Origin of the sequence: Acinetobacter sp. CE-15 (genome assembly GCF_051059255.1) — a bacterium.
GTDB classification, from domain to species: Bacteria; Pseudomonadota; Gammaproteobacteria; order Pseudomonadales; family Moraxellaceae; genus Acinetobacter; species Acinetobacter guillouiae.
Genome location: NZ_CP192737.1, coordinates 1494657 through 1515710, shown reverse-complemented (window position 1 = coordinate 1515710; position 21054 = coordinate 1494657). Strand labels below are relative to the sequence as shown.

The window sequence follows — 21054 nt, the reverse complement described above, 5'->3', positions numbered from 1 at the left end:
AACATGGCATCCATCATATTATTTTTTTTAAATTATTATTTTTTATAAAATTATCAATAAAACAACACCTTAAAAGAATAAATTATTTTCCACACATGTTTATTTATGCCTTAAATTAAAAAAAAATAACAACATAAATAAAAACAGTGTATTAAAATACAATTTAATACACTGTTTTTATTTCTTAAATAAAAGTATTTTTTACCCTTTTATCTCTCTCTTAAAGCCTCTTTCGCCTTATTAAATGGCTTTAGCAAATAATCCAATATTGTTTTTTCACCTGTTTGAATATCAGCAGTTGCAACCATCCCAGGTGTAATACCAAATACAACACCATTTTTATTATAAAGCCTATCTACATCAGTCCGAATATAAACACGATAATAAAACTGATCTTGCTTCACTTCATCACGGATAGTATCAGGAGAAATGACTGTCACTTTTCCTTTTAGCCCACCATAAATAGAATAATCATATGCTGTAATTTTAACGAGGGCATTTTGACCAGGGTGAATAAAAGCAATATCTCTCGGTGAGATGCGAACTTCAATTAATAAACGCTCATCCAAAGGTACTATAGTCATGAGTTTACCATTTTGGGGAATAACGCCCCCTAAAGTTGTCACGGCAATTTCTTTTACTATTCCACGCATAGGGGCCTTAAATGTTGTTCTATTTAGAGTATCTGTACGCCCTTTTACAACTTGCAGTTGTTGCTCTATATCAGCATTAGCTTTTGAAAGCTCTTCACGTGATTTAACATAATATTGATTTCGAGCATCATTAATCTTATTTTGTAAATCATTTGCCTCTCGTTTTAAACGTAAAACTTCAACTTCACTAGCTGCACCTTTAGAAACTAATGGTTCTGTCATTGCTAATTCTTGCCTTACTAATTGTAAGGCTTGTTTTAAACCCGAAATTGAGCTTTCGAGATTTATTCTTCTAGAGTTATAAAGTGCAGTTTCAGCTTTTACTAACTCAGTTTCTTTTTTCACCTCTTCTGGAAAAATTAATGGTGTACCACCTACTTCTGATCTCAACCTAGCTGCCGTTGCTTGAGAAGCAATAAGTAGAGATTGAGACTCTCCAACATTTGAAGCAAAACGTGTAGGATCAAGCTGAGCCAATACTTGTCCCTTTTGGACAATATCACCCTCTTGAACATCTAATTTTGTTAAAATACCACCTTCAAGTGACTGAATTATCTGTTCTTTTGAAGAAGGAATTACTTTTCCAGTACCTGTCGAAACTTCTTCAAGATTAAACAACCATGCCCAAACGAATAAAACCAACAAGCCTATCCCAATAATCCAAATCACTAAACTAGCGCTTGGTAATGGTGGTTCTTTATAAGAAACTTTAGTAGAACGCTCAGGTAATTGAACTTGATTATTCATGAATGTACTCCTGTCTGAACCTGTGCAGGAGCTGATGTAGAAGATTGATTTAGAATTTGATCTCGTGGCCCATCCATTACAATCTTACCTTCACTGACCACAATTATTCGATCAACCAATTCCAATACTGCACGACGATGCGTTGCTACAACCAACGTTTTTTGTCCCAACCATAATCTTAAATGCTCGATTAATATTTTCTCTGCAACATCATCAATTGATGCAGTAGGTTCATCTAATAGCAATATATTAGGATCACGTATTAGAAGCCTAGCCAATAATAAAGCTTGCCTCTGGCCACCAGAAAAACCGATCCCGCCTTCCAAAATCAAATGATCTAAGCCTTCTTTTTTCTCTTCAACAAAATTTAATGCCCCAGTTACCTTTAATACACTAAAGATGTCTTCATCACTTGCCAATGGTGCCCCCAACTTCAGGTTTTCCCGAATCGTGCCATAAAATAAATGTGCATTCTGATTCAGCAATCCCATATCACGTCTAACATCTGCAGGATCGATAAGCCCCAAATCCAAACCATCTAAATTAATTTTGCCTTGTAATGGAAACTGCATTCCTGAAAGTAGCTGCAATAGCGTTGATTTACCTGCTCCATTGCGCCCCAATATGGCAATTTTTTCACCTGCTTTTATATTTAAATTAGAAATAGTTAAAGCAGTTTTAGGGTCATCTGGACTATATTGAAAAACAACATTTGTTAGAGAATATTCGCCATAGATAATAGGCTTTTGAATTAAATGTTTTTCATCAGGTTGATCAACTGGCTTTTTCATTAATTCATCTAAACTTCTCTTTGCAACCTTCGCTTGCTGTAAACGACCTAAAACACCAGTGATTTGTGAAATTGGTGCAAGCATCCGTGAAGAAAGGATTGAACATGCAACTAAAGCACCTGTCGTCATATCACCTTTTATTACAGCAAAACAACCAACCAAGACCACAATTGCATAGGTGAGTCCTTGAATTTTCTGCGTCCAAGCCGTGAGCACCCCAATAATTTTACGCTGTCGCATACTGATATCAGATGAAACCTCATTCATATGATTCCACTGATTCTGGAAACGAGATTCAGCTCGCAATAGCTTAATATCCTCAATCCCTTGTACTGTCTCAATTAAAATAGCATTTCGAATTGAAGATTCACGCATACCCTCTTGTGCCAACTTTGCTAATGTCTTTTGCATTAATATCCCAGGCACAATTATTAGTGGAACGACCAATACCATTACCCAAAATAGGTTCCCGCCAATCAACCAGAAGATAACAAGGAACAAAAAGAAAAATGGCAAATCAGCAATCGCACTAATAGTTGTGGACGTAACTAGCTCACGAACACCTTCTAACTCTCGTATTTGAGAAATAAATGTCCCTGTTGACTTCGAACGTTCATTATTTTTTATACGTAGCGCATGTCCAAAAACTCGATCTGATATTTTTAAATCAGCTCTTTTTCCAATAACATCCGAAAGATAAACTCGAGAAACACGCAGGACAAACTCAAAAATTGCAGCCAATAAAACACCACCAGCAAGTACCCACAAGGTTGGGTAAGATTGTGAAGGGACTACGCGGTCATAAACTTGCATTGAAAAGATAATCGTAGCTAATGCCAAGATGTTTGCGATTAATGAACCAAACATAACATCGATGTAACGCTTCCAATCTTTTAAAACAATCGACCAAAACCAGCTTGGCTTATATGGCTTAATATATTCATCAACACGGGCGTCTGAAATTGATGTTTGGGGCCTAACTATATAAATATGATGAATAAGTGGGTGAAGTTGCATCATACTAAAACTTTGAGATAAACCTTGCTCCTCACTAAATTGAATATTTACATTACCTGCATTATCCATTTTGTCTATAACACCAATCTGACCATCTTTAAATTCAACAATTACAGGTAAACGCCATGGATGTAGTAAATCTTGAGAGAAAGTAATTTTGCGAAAGCTCATTCCCATCTGACGACAAATTAGAAATAAAATATCATCTATATGTTGATTTTTATTCCAATCAAGTTGAAGTCGGATACGCTCTTCTGATGGTTCAATACGATAATGTTTTGCAATAATAAGTACTGATTGCAACCATGGTTGATAATTCGTTATTTGACTCATGGCTGCACCTCAAACCCTTGTATTGAAATATTATTAATTTTGTATACCTGACGTGTACGACCAGTAACTTGCACATATTGCAGTAAGCTGGCATAAATATCATAGCGAGCTGTTTCCATTTCATTGTTAGCCGAGTGAATAGCCATTTCTGCATTCAATAAATCCAATACAGAGCGTGTGCCTAATTTATATTGCTCTTGATAAAGCTCTCTAGTTTTAATACTACTTAATTGTCTTTCTGCCAAAACCTGCATTTGTTTCTGTTTACTTTCAATATTTTCACGCGCTGTACGCAATTGATCTAAAATATCTAAATAAACAGCCTGCACTCTTGAACGTGCAGCCTGTTCAGCGTAGCTTGCTGATTTGACTTGTGCTGAAACTGCCCCTCCCTGATAAAAGTTACTAGTAGCCTCTACCATTACTGAACTAAACATCCCATTATCTTTATTATTATTTGGATTCATACCGTTCAAAGCTTGATTTAGAGAACCTTTTACTGAAAAAGTTGGATATCGACTAAGATCAGTTTGTTTTTTTTGAAATTTAGCAACCTCGACCTCAGCCTGCGCTTCGATCATTTTAGGAACAGTATTAAACTCAGGATCCTCATAAAGATCAGATAATTTCACTAAATCATCCGGAATAGTCCAACTTTTACTGGAAATATCAAATCCAATTAAAGTCGTCAAACGTTGTTGGTATTGTCGTAATAGTGACTTTTCTGCAATCAAATTAGATTCCGCTGATTGCAAATAGGATTGAGCTTGAACAGGATCTGCTTGACTGCTTATTCCAGCTTTTGCACGTAAATTCGCTATTTCTAAAATTCTTTTAATTCCTATGACTTGCTGTTCACCAATTTGACTAATTCTTCGATAACGCTCAATATTTATAATGGCTGATGCGGTTTGGTAAGCAATATCATCAATACTATTCAGAACATTTGCTTGTTGAACAACGAGTTTGGCACGTTGTGTATCCACACTAGATTTCACTTTTCCAAAATCATAAAGCAATTGAGTAGCACTTAAATTTAATAGCTGACGCCCTCTTTCCCCAGAACTTAAATCCCCAGTAACAACACCTCCAGATAACTGAGGGTAGTATTGAGCTTTAGCAACATCAATATTAGAATTCTGAGAAGAGAGCACAGAGATAGCTTGGCTAATTTCCGGATCACGCTGAATTGTCAATTTGATTGCATCTAATAGGTTAATTTGGGGTTGAGTAATAACATCAAAATCTACATTTGATAAACTAAGTTCTTTTGAGAGTATTCCTTGTGTTAAATTTTGTTCAAACTGGAAATTACTTAATTGTTTAAATGATACAGATCTGTAATTTTCATCAGAAACAGGCGAAAAAAAATTTAAGTTGAATTTTGAATCTGAATCATTATTTTTTATTTCCGCACTCGTGTTAGCAGAGCACATAACTATTATAAGCAACACAAAAAACTTAATAGCTTTAAATTTAAAATAAAAGAATATTAATTTATGCTGATTTAAAGTATGCATCTAACTGTTTTTCGAAAAAATTTATTACATATTAACTCAAGCAATCAATTTAGATTTTTTTTAGAAAAAAATACATAAAAAAAAATACAAACAATTGAAAATTAAAAAAATTTTTAAAAATAATTTTCAGCACTGTTTAATACATAAAATACATAAATTTGCACCTCTCTCCATATTTATTTTTCAACAAAATTCATAAAAAACTTCATTCAAATTATTTCACCAAACTTATATAAAGAACCCAGCCTTTGAATTTAAATATGATTTTAACCCCATGTAAATTTAAAACATAATTAAAATTAATTAAATTATAAAAAATCAAAAACATAAGAAAAAAATTATAAAACATATGATAAATATTTTAAAAATTGAAATAAGATAATTTTCCGATATATTTTTATTAATCTTAATAAAAATATATGCTCTACTATATCTAGTTTTTATGATCAATTTTATCAAAATTTCTTAAAAACTTTTGCAACGCAATAAAGTTTGGGATATAAAATATGTATACAAGTTATAAAAACTTTTTATTACCAGGAAAAAAATTTAGCTTAGAGAACTCTCCAATTTATTGGATTTCTCAAGTGCACAATCAATACGTAAAAAACATTGATTATGCATTAAAAATATATGGTTTAGATGATTCACGTCGACAAATATTATTAGCTTTGAAAGCGAAAAATAACTCCACCATATCAGACTTGTCGAAATTAATGATTTATAAAATGTCAACAACAACAAAAATTGTTCAACGGTTAAAAGATGAAGGGTTTGTTGACACATATTGCTGTCAAATAGATAGCCGATATACTCGTGTAATATTAACCAATAAAGGAGAAGATGCAATTCATAAAATCAATGATTTAAGTAACATTATTTTAACGCAATCACTTGAAGGGCTTTCCAAACTTGAAGTTGAAAAAACTTTAGAAAACCTTAAATATATTTTTAAAAAGCTATCTCGGTAACTTTCAACTATATTTAAAGCTATAAAAACATTTTAATAAATCCAATAAAAAATTTAACTAAAAGATGAATATAAACTTAACTTCTTTTGCTATCCTACCAACATAAACAATAAATGAATTAAAATCAATATATAAAATTCTTAAAACATAAAATTTATATTGCAATATTTTTCAAAATTAAATTTAAAACTTAGATTGCATCTTTAAACTAAATACAAATAATAGTCAATTTAAAAAAACTATTCGACATTTTTTTTAATTCTACTGACATTTCTATTTAATTGACTATATTTAATCTAACCTATTTACTTATCAAGCATTAGAGAAAATACTTATCAATCTTTTGTGAATCAAAGTTGTAAGAAAAATTCGTTCATTGTTGAAACTAACGTTCTCTTTCAGTTTGATTTCAAATGTTTGATATCTCTATCATTCATTATTAATGATCAGTACAAACCTAATGCTTAGATAAGTTTTATTTACATATTTTTATTGCGCAGTTAGATACCTAAAAAACACTCTTTTCAAATTTTAATTCGAAACTAAGCATTAGAATTTCTCGTAATCTCATCTTCATAAAATTTAAGTAAAATTTGCACGGGGTGAGATAATATAACCTGATCAAGAATATGAACCTGACTTCGACATGAATAACCAGTGGCCATTAAAATTACATTATTGTCTAAATGATATTTTTCAATTATAGAATGCCAACTCATTTCGTATATTGATTTAGAAATAACGCGATTGCGCTCTTCATGACCATATGTACCAGACATACCACAACAACCTGTAGAAAGCTCTTTCAAGGTTATATTAAATGACTTAAAGATATATTTCCAATTATCTATCGCTCCTACTGCATTTGTTTTTTCAGTGCAATGAGAAAGAAGAATGTATTCAATATGTTTATTAATCTTATCTTTCATATTAGGTAATATAGAAGAACTTAAAGCATTGACCAGCCATTCTTGAAGTAAATAAACACGTGGTAATTCAATTTTTCCAAAAACCTCTTTATATTCTGAACGATATATCAGTGTCATAGCAGGATCAATTCCTACAAAAGGAACCCCCTCGCTTTCAAATTGCTTAAGCATAATGATATTTTTGTAAGCTACACGTCTAAACCACCCAAGAAATCCATGAACATGCAGTGGTTTACCATTTGGCAGATACGGGGCTAAAAAAGGTTGAAAACCTAGTTTTTTTATTAAATGTAGAGTATCAAGAACTAATCTTGTCTCATAATAGCTAGTAAATGCATCCTGTACAATAATTACAGGTTTACTACCTTGAGATACAGCTTCTGCAATATTTATTTGAGTCGCAATTTCAAAACCTGCTCGTTGTGCTTCTTTAACTAAATTAATTTTACTTAATGAAGGAATATTAACCAACCCAATTTTTCTTAATATCCATTTTGATGGAGTACTAATTAATAATTTGTTAATCAATCCTGGTTTTTTAGCTAACCACGGTAATAAAACTTCAATAAAAGCTACAACCCAGTCCTTAAAGGCTCTTAGATAACGAGTATAATAAAAAGCTAAAAACTTTGCTCTAAAATCAGGCACATCAACTTTAATAGGACATTGACCAGCACAAGATTTACAAGCTAAACAGGTATCCATCGCCTCTTTAACTTCATGAGAAAAATCATATTCTCCTGCCGATTTTGCTATTGTATTACGAATTTTTAAAGGTAAAGATACAATTTGCATCCCTGTACCAACTTCTGGCTTATTTAATTGTTTCTCATAACCAGAATCACTCATTAAATATAACCATTCACGCAATAATGATGCTCGACCCTTGGGTGAAAATCGACGATCACGATATGCTTTCCATGAGGGGCACATAGCATCATCTGGATCAAAATTAAAACATGCCCCATTGCCATTGCAGTGCAATGTATCTGAAAACGAATCACGAACATTGATAGGAATTAGTCGATCACGCTGCCCCCGTGTAGGAACTGCATCAAGTCGTAATAACTTTTGATCTTCAGGTGCCACAATTTTACCTGGGTTAAACTGGTTATTTGGGTCAAAAATAGTTTTAATTTTTTGCAGTCTTGAATACAAAGGACCAAAAAATTTAGGTGCATATTCCGAGCGGAGCCCTTTTCCATGTTCACCCCACAATACGCCTCCATATTTATACGTTAGTAAAACCACCTCATCTGTAATCGAACGAATTAGCTTTTCTTGTATTGGATCTTTCATATCTATAGCAGGTCTTACATGTAGCACTCCTGCATCAACATGCCCAAACATTCCATAAACTAGCCCATGAGAGTCTAATAAGCTACGAAACTCTAAAATATAATCTGCCAAATTTTCAGGCGGGACAGCCGTATCTTCGACAAATGGAATTGGGCGTTGTTCTCCCCGAAGGCGCCCAAGAAGACCCACTGCTCGTTTACGCATTGCCCAAATCATTTCTACATTCTGATATCCTTTAGCTACAGTATAACCAACCACTCCTATTGATTTATCATTCGCTATAAAGAACTTTAATGCATTATCTAGTAGTTTATCCAATTCCTCTTCTGTTTCTGAAGTGAATTCAACTAAATTCACACCTTCCAATGGAATTAAGGGATCTGGGAAAAAACTCTTTATAGATAACCATGCATTATCCTCTCGAGCTAATTTTAAAACCATTGCATCAATAGTTTCAATTGAAGTTGCATTGAGCTTAATTAAACGAAGAGCATCACGTAAAGTATCGTTAAAATTTGAATAACTGACGATCAGCAGAGCTGTAAATTTAGGAATTTGTAATAAATTAAGTTTAGCCTCGGTAATAAAACCCAAACTCCCCTCAGATCCACACAAAATACTATTTAAATTAAACTTTCCACTATTATCTCGGATATGCGCTAAATCATAACCGGTCAAACTACGATTTAATTTCGGAAAATGCTGTTCAATCATTTCTCCATCTTTTACTTGGATATTATTAACTACTTGATGTATTTGGCCAACTAAATTTGGTTGTACTAGAATTTCCTCTAATGTTTCATCATCAATAGCTTTAGAAGACCAAACCGTTCCATCAGAAAATACAGAAACCAACTCTAATACATGGTCGCTCGTTTTACCGTAAACGTAAGATCCCTGCCCACTCGCATCAGTATTAATCATGCCTCCTATTGTTGCGCGATTTGAAGTTGACAATTCTGGTGCAAAAAAAAGACCATATTGTTTTAACGCAACTTCCAACTGATCTTTAACTACACCACATTGAACTCTTGCCCAACGTTCATCTACATTAATCTCTAAAATTTGGTTCATATGGCGCGAAATATCAACGATTACACCACTCCCAAGAGATTGCCCATTTGTTCCTGTTCCCCCGCCTCTTGGAAACAGTTTTATAGTTGAAAAGTCTGGTAATGATACTAACCGACAGATCCGGATCAAATCATCTTGATTTTTTGGGAAAGTGACTAGCGATGGTAATATCTGATAAATCGAATTATCTGTAGCCAGTACAGTTCTATCAGAATAACTTTCACTAATCTCCCCCTCAAACCCACGTAGTCGCAATTCGGTTGCAAACTTTAAGTAGAGGCTGTTAATTTGTGAAGAACGATTGAGGCGCGGAATCATGGATAGCTCCTTAGCAATAGTTTATGCATTTAAACCAATACAAAAGATTAAGAAATTTCTTTTCCTTTGGTCTCAGGTAATAAAAACGCAGTAATCAAAACTAAGAAAAAAGCGCCACCAGCAAAAATACCAATTGCAGCTCCAAGGCCTTTAGCTGCAGCTAAATAACCAACGAAACTAGGAAATAGTGCACCAACCCCTCGTCCAAAATTATAAGCAAATCCTTGACCTGTCGCTCTTATAGCTGAAGGAAATAATTCTGTTAAAAACGCACCTACACCACTATATATTCCAGATGCTGCTAAACCCAAGGGAAACCCGAGAATTAACATTTGGGTATTTGTGAGTTGAATTTGGGTATATGAATAAACAGCTATACACGAGAGCACAGCAAAAATGAGTAGGTTTGCTCTTCGCCCAAGACGATCAGTCAAATATGCTCCTAAAATATATCCAACGAATGAACCTAAAATAATTACTAACAAATACCCTCCAGTTCCGATTACAGATAGATGTCGCTCTGTTTTTAAAAACGTAGGGAGCCATGTTGTAACAGCATAATATCCACCCTGAACACCAATACAAAGCAAAGAACTCAGTATTGTAGTTTTTATTAAAGCAGGTGAAAAAATAGCCCATATTGGAGTAGTATTTTTTTCTAGTTTTTCTTGTTTACGTGTTTGTAAATACAGTTCAGGTTCAGGAACATTTTTACGAATATATAAGACCAGCGCTGCAGGCAGAATGCCTATCCAAAAAAGAATGCGCCATGCGTATTCTTCTGGAAGAAATGTAAACGCAGCAGTGTAAGCAATCGCAGCAATCCCCCAACCTACAGCCCAACCACTTTGTACAGTCCCGACAACTCGACCACGGTACTCTGTACGAACCATTTCTCCCATAAGGACCGAACCTACAGCCCATTCTCCGCCAAATCCAAGTCCTTGCAATGCACGTAAAACAAGGATTTGTTCATAATTTTGGGCGAAACCAATTAATAGGGTACAAACAGAAAACCATAAAATAGTTCCCTGCAGGACACGCACACGTCCGAAACGATCAGCTAAAATTCCTGCAATCCATCCACCAATAGCAGAGAATAACAATGTAACCGTAGCCAACAAACCTGCCTCACCTTTCTCTATATGAAATAGTGTGCTTATCGTAGCAATAACAAATGTAAAAATCATGAAGTCAAAAGCATCTAAGGCCCATCCTCCAAAAGCGGCAAAAAAAGTACGACGCTCTGTCACGCTCAATTGACGATACCAACTCATTTTGTAGTCTCCCTACTTAAAAATTCCATTTAACTTTGTCCGAATTAATATTTTTCATTTAGCTAAGCTCTTTTAATTTCTTGGAAAACCATAAAGCAGAGCAGGATTTGAAACTAAAATACGATCACGTATTTCTGAGTTTGGGGCCCAATCTGCAAGTAAATTAAGCAGTTTTCCTGTATTTGGAGTCTGATTTTGGGCAACATGCGGCCAATCACTTCCCCACAGCATATGTTCGGGTGCATCATTAATTAATGTTTGAGCAAATGGCATAACATCATCGTAGCTTTCAGTTTTCTCACTTATACGATAAGCACCAGAAAGTTTGACCCAATAATCATGATCGGTTACCAGGCGTCTTAAAGCCAAAAAGCCTTTGTCATCAATTCCGGTTGCAACTGGAAGGTGTCCCATATGATCAATTACTCCTCTAACAGGTAATTTGATCATTCTTGGCATAAGTTCTGGTAAATTACGTGCATCTAATAAGAATTGCATATGCCAACCAAGATCCTTAATACGATCTGCAAGTCTCTCCATAACCGAAAATCCAACTCCACCACCAAACAATACATTGATACGTAATCCACGAATGCCGATTTGATGTAATGCTTCGAGCTCTTTATCCGTAATATCAGGAGAAACTACTGCGATTCCTCTTAGTTTATTTGGATGTCTTTTTAGTACCTCTAACATGCAACTGTTATCAGTCCCATAAACACTGACTTGTACTAAAACACCATAAGTCATTTGGAGTGCATCCAGCATTTCTAAATATTTATCTTCTGGTGCTGGAGGCGGCGTATAACTACGATCAACAGCAAATGGATGAAGCTCACTACCAGAAATAACATGCGCATGTGTATCAACAGCGCCAAATGGAACATCAAAAGTACATCTATCAAACTCTTCCTGAGCCGATGCGCAAGGCAGATCAGATTGAAATAATTCACTCATTTTTTCATTCATTTTTTCACTCATTCCTTATTGTTTATAAAGTGAAATAATAGCCATTATCCATAGCTAATTAATCATCTATGTAAAGCTTTCTGATGCTCCTTTTTATTTCCATGTATATTATTTTGATATTGTAAGGCTTAAAATAAAAGCATATTATTTGATGTAAAAACATGAGTTTTATGAATGAATCCACGTACTTTAACCCCTTCCATATCCTTACTTTTAGCTTTTGAAGCCTCTGCAAGACATCAGAGCTATACCAGAGCAGCAGAAGAGCTTTTATTAACCCAAAGTGCAATTAGTCGGCAAGTACAAGCACTTGAAGATCTTCTTGCTGTAAAACTTTTCTTAAGAACGGGCCGTCGAATAGAATTAACAGATGCTGGTAAAATATATATGCGTGAGATTAGTTACGCTATTTCATTAATACAAAACGCCACATTACAAGCGATCATTTATCGCTCAGGTGGTGGGAATTTTAACCTCGCGGTACTTCCTACTTTTAGTGCACATTGGCTAATGCCAAAACTACATTTATTTTACGCTACAAACCCCAATGTAATAATTCATATGCATTCAAAAATTGGGAGTTTCGACCTAGAAGCATCTGGTATTGATGCTGTAATTGGTGTAAGTAATAAGGAATTACCTAATTTAATATCACATCATTTACTTGATGAAGAACTAGTACTTGTTATTAGCCCGATTCTTTTAAAACAACATCCTATTCATTCGGCAGTAGATTTAGATGGTTTATTATTATTAAGAGTTGCGTCTCAACCAAACATTTGGGCAAAATGGCTTAAAGCTTGTCATGTAAATTTACGTAATTCATATTTAGGTCCTACTTTCGAATTGACCTCTCATTTAATTCAAGCTATTACAACTGGTATTGGCGTAGGTCTAGTACCCCGATGTTTAGTAGAAGATGAAATTCAAAATGGCAAATTAATAATCCCTTTTAGCTTTCCTTATTATAGTGGACGTAGCTATTACTTCGCCTATCCCGTGCATAAAGCGCATTTACCAGCTATTGTTACATTTCGCAACTGGTTACTTACGTTAGATCATGTGAATACAAAAGAAAATTGATAATCTGTACAACTTTAGGTAAAAGAATGTTTTCTTGAAAATTGTGAACAGCAAAAACGAGATTTACCTTTACAAATTTATTAAGAAATCGTATATGACCATTTTATGAATCACAATAATTACAGATTTTTGGTATTGTGACAGATAGATATACGAAAATCCAAAGTAAAATTATGTATCATTATTTCGAACTTTGTTTAATGTTAAAGTATATTGTTTAAATTAAAGCCAAAGAAATAGATAAACGCTTCTATAAAAAAATTACATCAGCTTTATCAAATTGCATTTCTTAAGAAAATTTTTAGCAAGTTTGACAAACTATGAATAAATTTGGATGAAGATTTAGTATTTGATAGTGCTATTCATTACCTATTCAAACCAAATCCAAAAAGGCATATTTGAATTTTTTTATTTTAAATACCCCATAATTGGCTAAAAATTAATTTAACTTATATTCCAGTTAATAAACTCAAAAAATATTTACAACCTACCATATCAAACTTAAATTACTATAAAAATTATTAATATTACTTACATACTCATTTTCTCATTAAAGAAATACTACGTATCAATACTTTATAAAAAATTAGTTTTATATAGCTATATTCACAGTTACCCGTATTATGATATTAAATTCTTCAAAAAAATGTGTCCCTATTATAAAATAAGAACACATACCCACATCAACAAAAGCTATTTTATAATTTAAAATTATTATTAAAACTTAGCAAAAAGTAGAGCGGTACCAAGTAAAAATAACAAAGAACCAATAACTCTGTTAATTTTTACTTGTTTATTTAACATTTTTTGTCTCAAGATAATCGATGAGAAAAGTAATGAAACCAGTGAAAACCATATAAGATGAGCTAATGACATAAATAATCCATATCCTAAAAGAATAGTTTTAGGTGTAATAGCACTTACAATTTGCGTATAAGTACTAATAACAAATAGCGTTGTTTTGGGATTTAAAGCATTTGTAAAAAACCCATATCTTATAGCTTGAAGTGGAGATATCACTGAAGTTGCACCTGTATCTAATATAGGATTTTGCATAAATGTTTTATAACCTATATACATTAGATAAATCGCCCCAATATATTTAATGAAATTTAAAATTTGTGGTGTATAAGTCATTACAAATGTAATAGCAACTAAGGTGTAAGTTACATGAATCAGCACACCAAGGGATATTCCTAATGAGGTTAAAACACCGATTTTTCTTCCATATAAGTAACTATTCTTCGTAACTATTGCAAAGTCAGCTCCAGGGCTCACAACGGCTAACAGCGTTATTAAGATTACAGCAATAAACTCTCCCATAATCATTACGCCTTTTCCAAATTAACTGCCAATATATTTATTAAACCTATAGCATTTTTATAATTACCATTACTTTTCAAAGGATTATATCCAGTCATATGAACATAAGTTAAGTACCTATTCATTCGATAATTTTTTTCAATTATCTTGATAAAGAATACATATTTTTTTGTTCTGAGCCTTTTTTTATTTGACATGAATAAACTCATTTCAAAGTCACCCCAATTATGTATATTGGCAACTTCATTTTGCTCTTTACCATAGTTACATAAACTTTCCTTAAGTCTTTTTTGAAATGTATTCAAATCCTTAAAAAAATAATCTTTACTCGTGATTTCTTTTGAGTATACTTGTTTTTCTATATATTCTTTTTCAAATGATTTGATTTTTAATGTGTTTTCCATAAGATAAAATTACTTTTGCTTAACGTAGCTTTATTTTGAAGGAAGATAAAAAAATAAAAATCAATAAAAAAGACTGCGAACATATGAGATTTTGGAATGATTGAAAAAATATCTTTGAATTCACTAAAATTTTTTTATTTTGTTGCTAAATATGGTAGTGTTACTTTAGCAGCAAAAAAATTATTTGTTACTCAAAGTGCTGTTAGTAAACAAATTTATAATATTGAAGAGTCTTTAAATATTAACTTATTTGAGAGACGTAATAAATCTTTACTTATCACTCATGAGGGTGAGATACTCTTCAATTGTTGCCAAAAAGTTTTTGCTCAATTAGATGAATGTTTGACTGAATTAAACATAAACAATTTTGAAAATAAACCATTAGTATTATCTTGTGAACCTACTATTTCAATGAAATGGTTAATCCCTCGTTTATCGAAGTTTAAAGAAATGGGGCATGATTTTAACGTTGTCTTACTTACTGGTGGAGGTATAGTTGATTTTGAAATAAATAATATTGATATAGCTATTCGAAGAAATGATTTCAACTGGGGAGAACATGTTTTTAGTGAAAAAATAGCTGATGAATATATGGTAATAGTCCAGAACCCTGATTCAACAACAGAAGAACTATTAGTTTCTTCTTCAAGACCAAACTTTTTAAATAGCTTAAAAAAAATAAATGAATTTAAAGATTTTTTAAAAAACACTCCTCAAGTTAAATTAGAGCATTTTTATTTATGTTTAGAAGCATGTTTAGCAGGATTAGGAGCAACTATAATTTCTATTTATATGATTGAAAAGGAGTTAGATAGAGGAGCTTTTCAAAAACTAACACCAGCAATTAAAGATAACTCCTCATATTATTTGTTATCACATACAAAAATTTCAGATGACCCAAGAAAACTCATTTTTTTGAATTGGATAAAAAATGAAATGGAAGAAAGCCAACTTAATCACTTATAAGCAATTTTTCTAATCATTAATCTAAAGGACCTGTTATGCAAACCCAAATAAAAACCTATATTTTTCAAATTTTTACTTTAAAATACTGCTAAACAATCGATTAAATATTTTGGCGTTTATGCCGTATAAAGTATTCAAAATTTTATCAGCCTTCAATATGTAAATTTAGCAGTTTGGTGCGTATGGCTTACACAGCGCACCAAATGCATTTATTTAAATTCCCTTGCTTTATAAGTGATAAAACTCTTGACTATGCCAACACATATTTATTTAGCTTTTTATTATAATTTAAATGTAAATTTATACATTGAATTTCAAAATCTTACACTACATTTCAACCAAGACTTTTAGCTATGTATTGACATAAATCAATCCAACACTCACAAAAACTTCTTTGCACAATATTTCTATTTATTATATATTTAATTATCAAAGATATACTTTCTTTACTGAAGTACAAAAATTATATTTTTTCAAAAATTTTCTTACAGCTCTAATTTATTTAAAACTTGTATTTTATAATATCATCAAATTTTAGTATAGATTTTGCAAAATGAGTGGCTTGACTTCTAAATAAAGATTTGTTAATTTTTATTTGAATATTACAATGTGGTAAAAGAAAGAGGGACGACCCGTTTTCTACTTTTATAAGCTTTAGGACGACCTAAAAATTTTAATCATGAGGTCAAAACAATGGCTTGGGTTTATTTATTTTTAGCTGGTATTTTTGAGATTGTTTGGGCATATTCAATGAAAATGTCTGACGGTTTTACGAAACTCACTCCAAGTATTATTACAATTTTTTTTATGATCTTAAGTTTTGGATTACTGGCAGTTGCCATGAAAACTTTGCCTTTAGGGACTGCATATACAATATGGGTAGGTATAGGTGCGATCGGTGCTTTTCTTATTGGAATATTTTTTCTCAATGAGCCGATGGGAATTTGGCGTCTACTTGCTGCGGCCTCAATAGTATTTGGTGTCCTATTAATGAAACTAACTTCTAATTAGTTTATAAATAGAATTAACCTTGATTACCAATCGCTGTAAAAGTTATAAAATTTGATTAAATTGCATTTGAGTCTTGTAATCCTCAGGACTCAATTTATCTAATTATATCCGTTTAAATCTGATCAAATATCCGTCTCAAAAGAGAAATTCACCCATTTAAATAATCGTGTCTGATCTTAATTAAAAAAGGGAACCCACAGTTATTGTATAAATAAACAAATTATCAAGCGTAAAACTGTATTACTCAATTTAGCTGAAGAACATTAAAATATATCCAAAGCCAGCCTGTACAAAGTCATCTGAATTTCAAGAAATATCTTTTAGAATTATCAGATGATGCTGATGTGATCATCAATAAATCTCAACAAGCAACAAATCTTAAAAAGTCTGTGAGTGTTACTTCAAAACGATTTTTTATTTACTTTGGAATTTAATATGCTGCTTATTGTCAGCATAATCTATACATCTAGTGTAGTTACCCCTTAAGCTAAGTACTAAGAAGGCATCTATAACAGCAACAGATATTTTGAATAAACGTTTATTTTCTTTTTATCAATCACCAGACTTATGTATGTAGCATATCCTCACAGATAGAGATACAAAATATTGGGGGGGGAGGTGAATGAAGCAAAATGACTAGGATCATTATTTAGAGATCTCTAGATTGAAATAAATGCTAAATCGTATTTCAAAAAAAACCTATAAGTTATGGCTAGCTTATAGGGTTCAGTTCATGCTTCAATATTTTTTAATTAATAATTTTTCATATTAAAAATTGTATTTCGCCATTAAACCTACACGGTTATCTTTATAAGATTGACCCGCGAAAGTTTCACGCTTACCGTTGATATACTCGATACCTAAATCAATCGGTTTCGCTGGAGAATAGATCACGTTTAACCAAGCTTGTTGAATTTTTTCATTTGCAGTTTGGTTTGCTTTGGCAAAATCTGTACCGTTGTCAGCAAACAATGCACCATACGCTAAAGTTGATCGTAAGTTAGGTAAGATTTTATATGTCCCACCCACTTGAAGCGCAGTGAATTCATTCTGTTCAATATCACCATTTACCACAGAATATGCATTGTTACTTCCGTATAAGTAGTTGCTATTACCAACCACATAAGATGCATCAGCAAAAAGTTTTAAAGGATCAGTAACTTTAAAGTCTGTACCAACTGCAACACCCCAACCAGTCTTGTCTTTGCCAACATTGTTATCTTTATAGTTTTCCACTAAAACACGTGCAGATGCATTACCGTTGCCATCAGCATATGATTGTGTAATTTTACCTGTTAACACAGGAAGACTATATTTAACTGCTGTACCTGTAACTCCAGTACTATTACCCTCTTCAGCAGCAACTAATAATTTGGTAGTCGGTGCCAAATTGTATGCATAACGTACTTGTGGAATACGTGCGTAGCCTCCTCCGGCATTGGTTGCAAAGTCAATCATTTCTGGGTTATGGCTAGATAGGAAGTTAGATATTGTTTGACCGAATAACCAGTTGTTATAGGTTAAATAAGCATGACGAATACGAAGGTTTTCATTTACACCATTACCTGCAAAGTCAACTTCAACTTTACCACCAACCTTAGCATCGCCTACTGGTGTATTAAAATCTAAACCGATACGTGTTGTTTTTGCTGTAGCGCGGAGTTTATCTTTCGCTTCGCCATTGGTTGAACTGATTTTGTTGAAGTCGTCATCACCGCCTTCAATGATATAGTTCGCATCACCACGAACAAAACCATAAATATTGATATCTGCACCAGACTTAGACTTTAAGCCAACTGAAGAAGATGGCGCTGCTTGAACTTTAGATTCAACTAATCTTACTTGCTGCTGTTGCTGTTGAAGAAGTGCTTTTAATTCTTGAACTTCATTGCGTAATTGTTGAATCTCTTGACTGTCAGTAGCAGCTTGAGCTGCATTTACCATCAAAGCTGTTACTGTTAATGCTAAACTTTTGACGATCAATGGCTTGCGATTTGTGAATAGACTCATGAAATACTCCTAGCTTTAGTTATGATGTGCATCCGTACAATTTGATCTTTTAATCCTAATTACTTCGCTAAAAAATCAATTTTTGTTTTAGAAATCTTGAATACTGATAGCATTACGTTAATTATATTTGAGATAATTCCTTGCTTAAAATCACAACAAGTTAAATACACGTTATTTAATTAACAAGTTCTCATGAAATTAAAAAAGAGTTTAGCTAAATTAATTTCTATTTTAAGATTCTATATAGGAAAGAAAATTGATTAATTCCTCTATTATTCTTCCTTTAAACCAGCTTTAAGTAATTCCAACTCACCTTGGGAAAAACCTGATACAGGGACCATTTCTCCAGTCCGATCAACTACATCACTTAAACGCTTAGCCAATAAATAAGGGATATCAACTCCAGCTCCCAAATAGATTCCCTGCGTCAATGTAATATGAGCAGCTTCAAAACTACCGGCACCAGCACAAATAACCATTCTATTTGGTGCATCTGCACTTGCTAACACAGCAATCGCTGGGCTAACTGAACTTGGAGAAAGCATTTTTAATGCCTCATTTGACATTAAACCTTCTAACATACGAGTTGCTGCCATTGGCGCAATACAATTTACTCTAATATTATATTTTTCACCTTCTAAGCCAAGAGTTTGCATTAAACCAACTAATGCCATCTTAGCAGCACTATAATTAGACTGCCCAAAATTGCCATACAATCCTGATGAAGAGGTTGTCATCACAATGCGACCATATTTTTGTTCTCGCATAATATCCCACACTGCTTTGATGCAATTCACCGCACCCATCAAATGCACATCCATGACAAGGCGAAAATCATCTAAAGACATTTTACTAAAGCTTTTATCTTTTAAGATACCGGCATTGTTGACCAAAATATCAATACGCCCCCAACGATCCATCGTTTCTTCCACCATGTACCGTACTTGCTCAATATTTGTAACTGAAGCTCCACTTATAATTGCTTCACCACCCTCCGCAATGATCTCATCTACTACTTGCTTAGCGACAGTGTCTGAACTACCATCACCGCTAATATCACTACCAAGATCATTTACCACAACTTTTGCACCTAAACGCGCTAATAGCAAAGCGTGCTCACGCCCTAATCCTGCTCCAGCACCGGTAACAATAGCAACCCTATTTGTTAAATCTATTTTCATTGGTTTCTACCTTCAACTTCAAATACAATTTTAGATATGTAAAAAATAAGACTAAACTTTATCTATTAATAAAAAACACTAACAACTATAACAAAAAAGTATACTCACTATAAACTAAGCAGCTTAATCATAAATTTCACCTAGATATGGCTATTTTTTATTTTATTGGCTTATTTAAAATCATCCTAATTAAAAAAAATAATTTTTGAAATTCACAATAAAACTACAATTAAGATTACAACTTAGCAAACACCTATATTTAAAATATTAAAAACCACCTCGCCAACAATAAAAAAATAAAAATCAGAACAAACCAGCTAAATAACTTACATTAAATCATAATTACCCTTATAAAATATCAAGACTTTATATCATTTTAGCGCCTGAATAAATAGACTTGGATTTTGCCCTGTTATATTTTTAAACATTCTACAAAAATTTGAAGGAGATTGATAACCAAGGCCATAAGCAATATTAGTTAAGCTTTTATTATCTGACATTTGAATAAGGCTAATTTTTACAGATAAATATTGCCTCCATGTATTAAAAGTAACTCCAAGATCCTTTAAAATTAATCGATTTAGTGTTTTTGTGGACATACAGAACAATTTCGACCAGTAATCTACTTTTTTTTTCAAAAGCAAATTATCTTGCATAATCATGCTTTCAACTTTAATTAAATTAATTACTGTAGGTGATGGAATAGAATAAAAAATTTCTTCTGCGAATTTCAATTCATGCATAATAATATCCATTATCTTTCCATCTATACTGTTTTCAACATAATCTACAGGTATCAAGGTAGAACGCTCTATTAGCTCTTTAAGAAAATTATCAACCTTTATAAGCTTAATATAACCATCTTCAACAGAATTTAGAATTTCAGGTTTAATGTATAGTGTTCTTAAGCTGATATTAGTAATTGCCAACATACTGTGCTCAGTATTTTCTGGTATAAGCAAAGCTGTTTTAGGAGACAAGATCCAAATTTGACCATTTGCATATAGTTCCATAATACCTGTAATACCATAAACTAATTGAACACGTTCATGCTGATGCGGAGCATTATAAAATCCCTTAGGAAATTCTTTCGGCATTGCACTAATGCGTCGCTGAATACGTTGATAATCTTCTCGGTCAGTGCTTTTATTAGTTAAGAACATATCAAAACCCATCCT

General features: G+C 32.8%; 15 protein-coding genes. 4 read left to right on the top strand and 11 right to left on the bottom strand.

The annotated features are described in order from the left end of the window. Positions 1–209: 209 nt before the first annotated feature. From ACQ7EO_RS07035 to ACQ7EO_RS07025, 3 genes are read right to left on the bottom strand one after another with little or no spacing between them, the layout of a single operon-like run. A complete protein-coding gene (locus tag ACQ7EO_RS07035; protein WP_434279224.1) occupies positions 210–1400 on the bottom strand; it encodes an HlyD family efflux transporter periplasmic adaptor subunit in 1191 nt (396 codons plus the stop codon). Next, positions 1397–3541, bottom strand: coding sequence for a type I secretion system permease/ATPase (locus ACQ7EO_RS07030; RefSeq protein ID WP_434279223.1), 2145 nt, complete (start codon positions 3539–3541; stop codon positions 1397–1399). Before ACQ7EO_RS07030 ends, ACQ7EO_RS07035 begins: the two co-directional genes overlap by 4 nt. Continuing rightward, complete coding sequence (locus ACQ7EO_RS07025) at positions 3538–4977, bottom strand: TolC family outer membrane protein (protein ID WP_434279601.1); 1440 nt, start codon at positions 4975–4977, stop codon at positions 3538–3540. Before ACQ7EO_RS07025 ends, ACQ7EO_RS07030 begins: the two co-directional genes overlap by 4 nt. Before the next feature lie 590 nt (positions 4978–5567). On the opposite strand from ACQ7EO_RS07025, the gene ACQ7EO_RS07020 reads away from it, so the two are divergent. Beyond that, positions 5568–6032, top strand: coding sequence for a MarR family winged helix-turn-helix transcriptional regulator (locus tag ACQ7EO_RS07020; protein WP_434279222.1), 465 nt, complete (start codon positions 5568–5570; stop codon positions 6030–6032). A 542-nt stretch (positions 6033–6574) separates the two neighbouring features. Here ACQ7EO_RS07020 and ydiJ read toward each other — a convergent pair. The 3 genes from ydiJ to ACQ7EO_RS07005 form a co-directional block, all read right to left on the bottom strand. Continuing rightward, complete coding sequence (ydiJ, locus tag ACQ7EO_RS07015) at positions 6575–9652, bottom strand: D-2-hydroxyglutarate dehydrogenase YdiJ (protein WP_434279221.1); 3078 nt, start codon at positions 9650–9652, stop codon at positions 6575–6577. A gap of 47 nt (positions 9653–9699) precedes the next feature. Continuing rightward, complete coding sequence (locus ACQ7EO_RS07010) at positions 9700–10929, bottom strand: MFS transporter (protein ID WP_434279220.1); 1230 nt, start codon at positions 10927–10929, stop codon at positions 9700–9702. A 72-nt stretch (positions 10930–11001) separates the two neighbouring features. Next, positions 11002–11898, bottom strand: coding sequence for an amidohydrolase family protein (locus ACQ7EO_RS07005; protein WP_434279219.1), 897 nt, complete (start codon positions 11896–11898; stop codon positions 11002–11004). Positions 11899–12072: 174 nt separating this feature from the next. On the opposite strand from ACQ7EO_RS07005, the gene ACQ7EO_RS07000 reads away from it, so the two are divergent. Beyond that, entirely contained in the window at positions 12073–12981 is a 909-nt protein-coding gene (locus ACQ7EO_RS07000) for a LysR substrate-binding domain-containing protein (RefSeq protein WP_434279218.1), read from the top strand. A 717-nt stretch (positions 12982–13698) separates the two neighbouring features. Here ACQ7EO_RS07000 and ACQ7EO_RS06995 read toward each other — a convergent pair. Next, positions 13699–14304 carry a LysE family translocator gene (locus tag ACQ7EO_RS06995; RefSeq protein WP_434279217.1) on the bottom strand — a complete coding sequence of 202 codons (606 nt, stop codon included), beginning with the start codon at positions 14302–14304 and terminating at the stop codon, positions 13699–13701. A 5-nt stretch (positions 14305–14309) separates the two neighbouring features. After that, complete coding sequence (locus ACQ7EO_RS06990; RefSeq protein ID WP_434279216.1) at positions 14310–14708, bottom strand: hypothetical protein; 399 nt, start codon at positions 14706–14708, stop codon at positions 14310–14312. A gap of 96 nt (positions 14709–14804) precedes the next feature. Here ACQ7EO_RS06990 and ACQ7EO_RS06985 point away from each other — a divergent pair, with 96 nt between their 5' ends. Next, positions 14805–15674, top strand: coding sequence for a LysR family transcriptional regulator (locus tag ACQ7EO_RS06985; protein WP_434279215.1), 870 nt, complete (start codon positions 14805–14807; stop codon positions 15672–15674). A 693-nt stretch (positions 15675–16367) separates the two neighbouring features. Next, entirely contained in the window at positions 16368–16685 is a 318-nt protein-coding gene (locus ACQ7EO_RS06980) for a DMT family transporter (RefSeq protein WP_434279214.1), read from the top strand. 768 nt (positions 16686–17453) lie between these two features. Here ACQ7EO_RS06980 and ACQ7EO_RS06975 read toward each other — a convergent pair. The 3 genes from ACQ7EO_RS06975 to ACQ7EO_RS06965 all read right to left on the bottom strand — a co-directional run bounded on the left by ACQ7EO_RS06975 (position 17454) and on the right by ACQ7EO_RS06965 (position 21039). Further along, the gene (locus ACQ7EO_RS06975) at positions 17454–18695 is read right to left on the bottom strand and encodes a DcaP family trimeric outer membrane transporter (RefSeq protein ID WP_434279213.1); all 1242 of its coding nucleotides are present in this window, start codon (positions 18693–18695) and stop codon (positions 17454–17456) included. A 272-nt stretch (positions 18696–18967) separates the two neighbouring features. Continuing rightward, positions 18968–19876 (bottom strand): SDR family NAD(P)-dependent oxidoreductase, encoded by a 909-nt coding sequence (locus tag ACQ7EO_RS06970; protein WP_434279212.1) that lies wholly within the window; start codon positions 19874–19876, stop codon positions 18968–18970. A 371-nt stretch (positions 19877–20247) separates the two neighbouring features. Further along, the gene (locus tag ACQ7EO_RS06965; protein ID WP_434279211.1) at positions 20248–21039 is read right to left on the bottom strand and encodes an AraC family transcriptional regulator; all 792 of its coding nucleotides are present in this window, start codon (positions 21037–21039) and stop codon (positions 20248–20250) included. Positions 21040–21054: the final 15 nt, after the last annotated feature.

What these genes read in the sequence shown, in the direction of transcription:
- ACQ7EO_RS06975 (WP_434279213.1), bottom strand. Translation starts at nt 18,695, where the DNA reads ATGAGTCTATTCACAAATCGCAAGCCATTGATCGTCAAAAGTTTAGCA.
- ACQ7EO_RS07000 (WP_434279218.1), top strand. Translation starts at nt 12,073, where the DNA reads ATGAATCCACGTACTTTAACCCCTTCCATATCCTTACTTTTAGCTTTT.
- ACQ7EO_RS06965 (WP_434279211.1), bottom strand. Translation starts at nt 21,039, where the DNA reads ATGTTCTTAACTAATAAAAGCACTGACCGAGAAGATTATCAACGTATT.
- ACQ7EO_RS06980 (WP_434279214.1), top strand. Translation starts at nt 16,368, where the DNA reads ATGGCTTGGGTTTATTTATTTTTAGCTGGTATTTTTGAGATTGTTTGG.
- ACQ7EO_RS06990 (WP_434279216.1), bottom strand. Translation starts at nt 14,708, where the DNA reads ATGGAAAACACATTAAAAATCAAATCATTTGAAAAAGAATATATAGAA.
- ACQ7EO_RS07030 (WP_434279223.1), bottom strand. Translation starts at nt 3,541, where the DNA reads ATGAGTCAAATAACGAATTATCAACCATGGTTGCAATCAGTACTTATT.
- ACQ7EO_RS07025 (WP_434279601.1), bottom strand. Translation starts at nt 4,977, where the DNA reads ATGTGCTCTGCTAACACGAGTGCGGAAATAAAAAATAATGATTCAGAT.
- ACQ7EO_RS07020 (WP_434279222.1), top strand. Translation starts at nt 5,568, where the DNA reads ATGTATACAAGTTATAAAAACTTTTTATTACCAGGAAAAAAATTTAGC.
- ACQ7EO_RS06970 (WP_434279212.1), bottom strand. Translation starts at nt 19,876, where the DNA reads ATGAAAATAGATTTAACAAATAGGGTTGCTATTGTTACCGGTGCTGGA.
- ACQ7EO_RS06985 (WP_434279215.1), top strand. Translation starts at nt 14,805, where the DNA reads ATGATTGAAAAAATATCTTTGAATTCACTAAAATTTTTTTATTTTGTT.
- ACQ7EO_RS06995 (WP_434279217.1), bottom strand. Translation starts at nt 14,304, where the DNA reads ATGGGAGAGTTTATTGCTGTAATCTTAATAACGCTGTTAGCCGTTGTG.
- ACQ7EO_RS07035 (WP_434279224.1), bottom strand. Translation starts at nt 1,400, where the DNA reads ATGAATAATCAAGTTCAATTACCTGAGCGTTCTACTAAAGTTTCTTAT.
- ydiJ (WP_434279221.1), bottom strand. Translation starts at nt 9,652, where the DNA reads ATGATTCCGCGCCTCAATCGTTCTTCACAAATTAACAGCCTCTACTTA.
- ACQ7EO_RS07010 (WP_434279220.1), bottom strand. Translation starts at nt 10,929, where the DNA reads ATGAGTTGGTATCGTCAATTGAGCGTGACAGAGCGTCGTACTTTTTTT.
- ACQ7EO_RS07005 (WP_434279219.1), bottom strand. Translation starts at nt 11,898, where the DNA reads ATGAATGAAAAAATGAGTGAATTATTTCAATCTGATCTGCCTTGCGCA.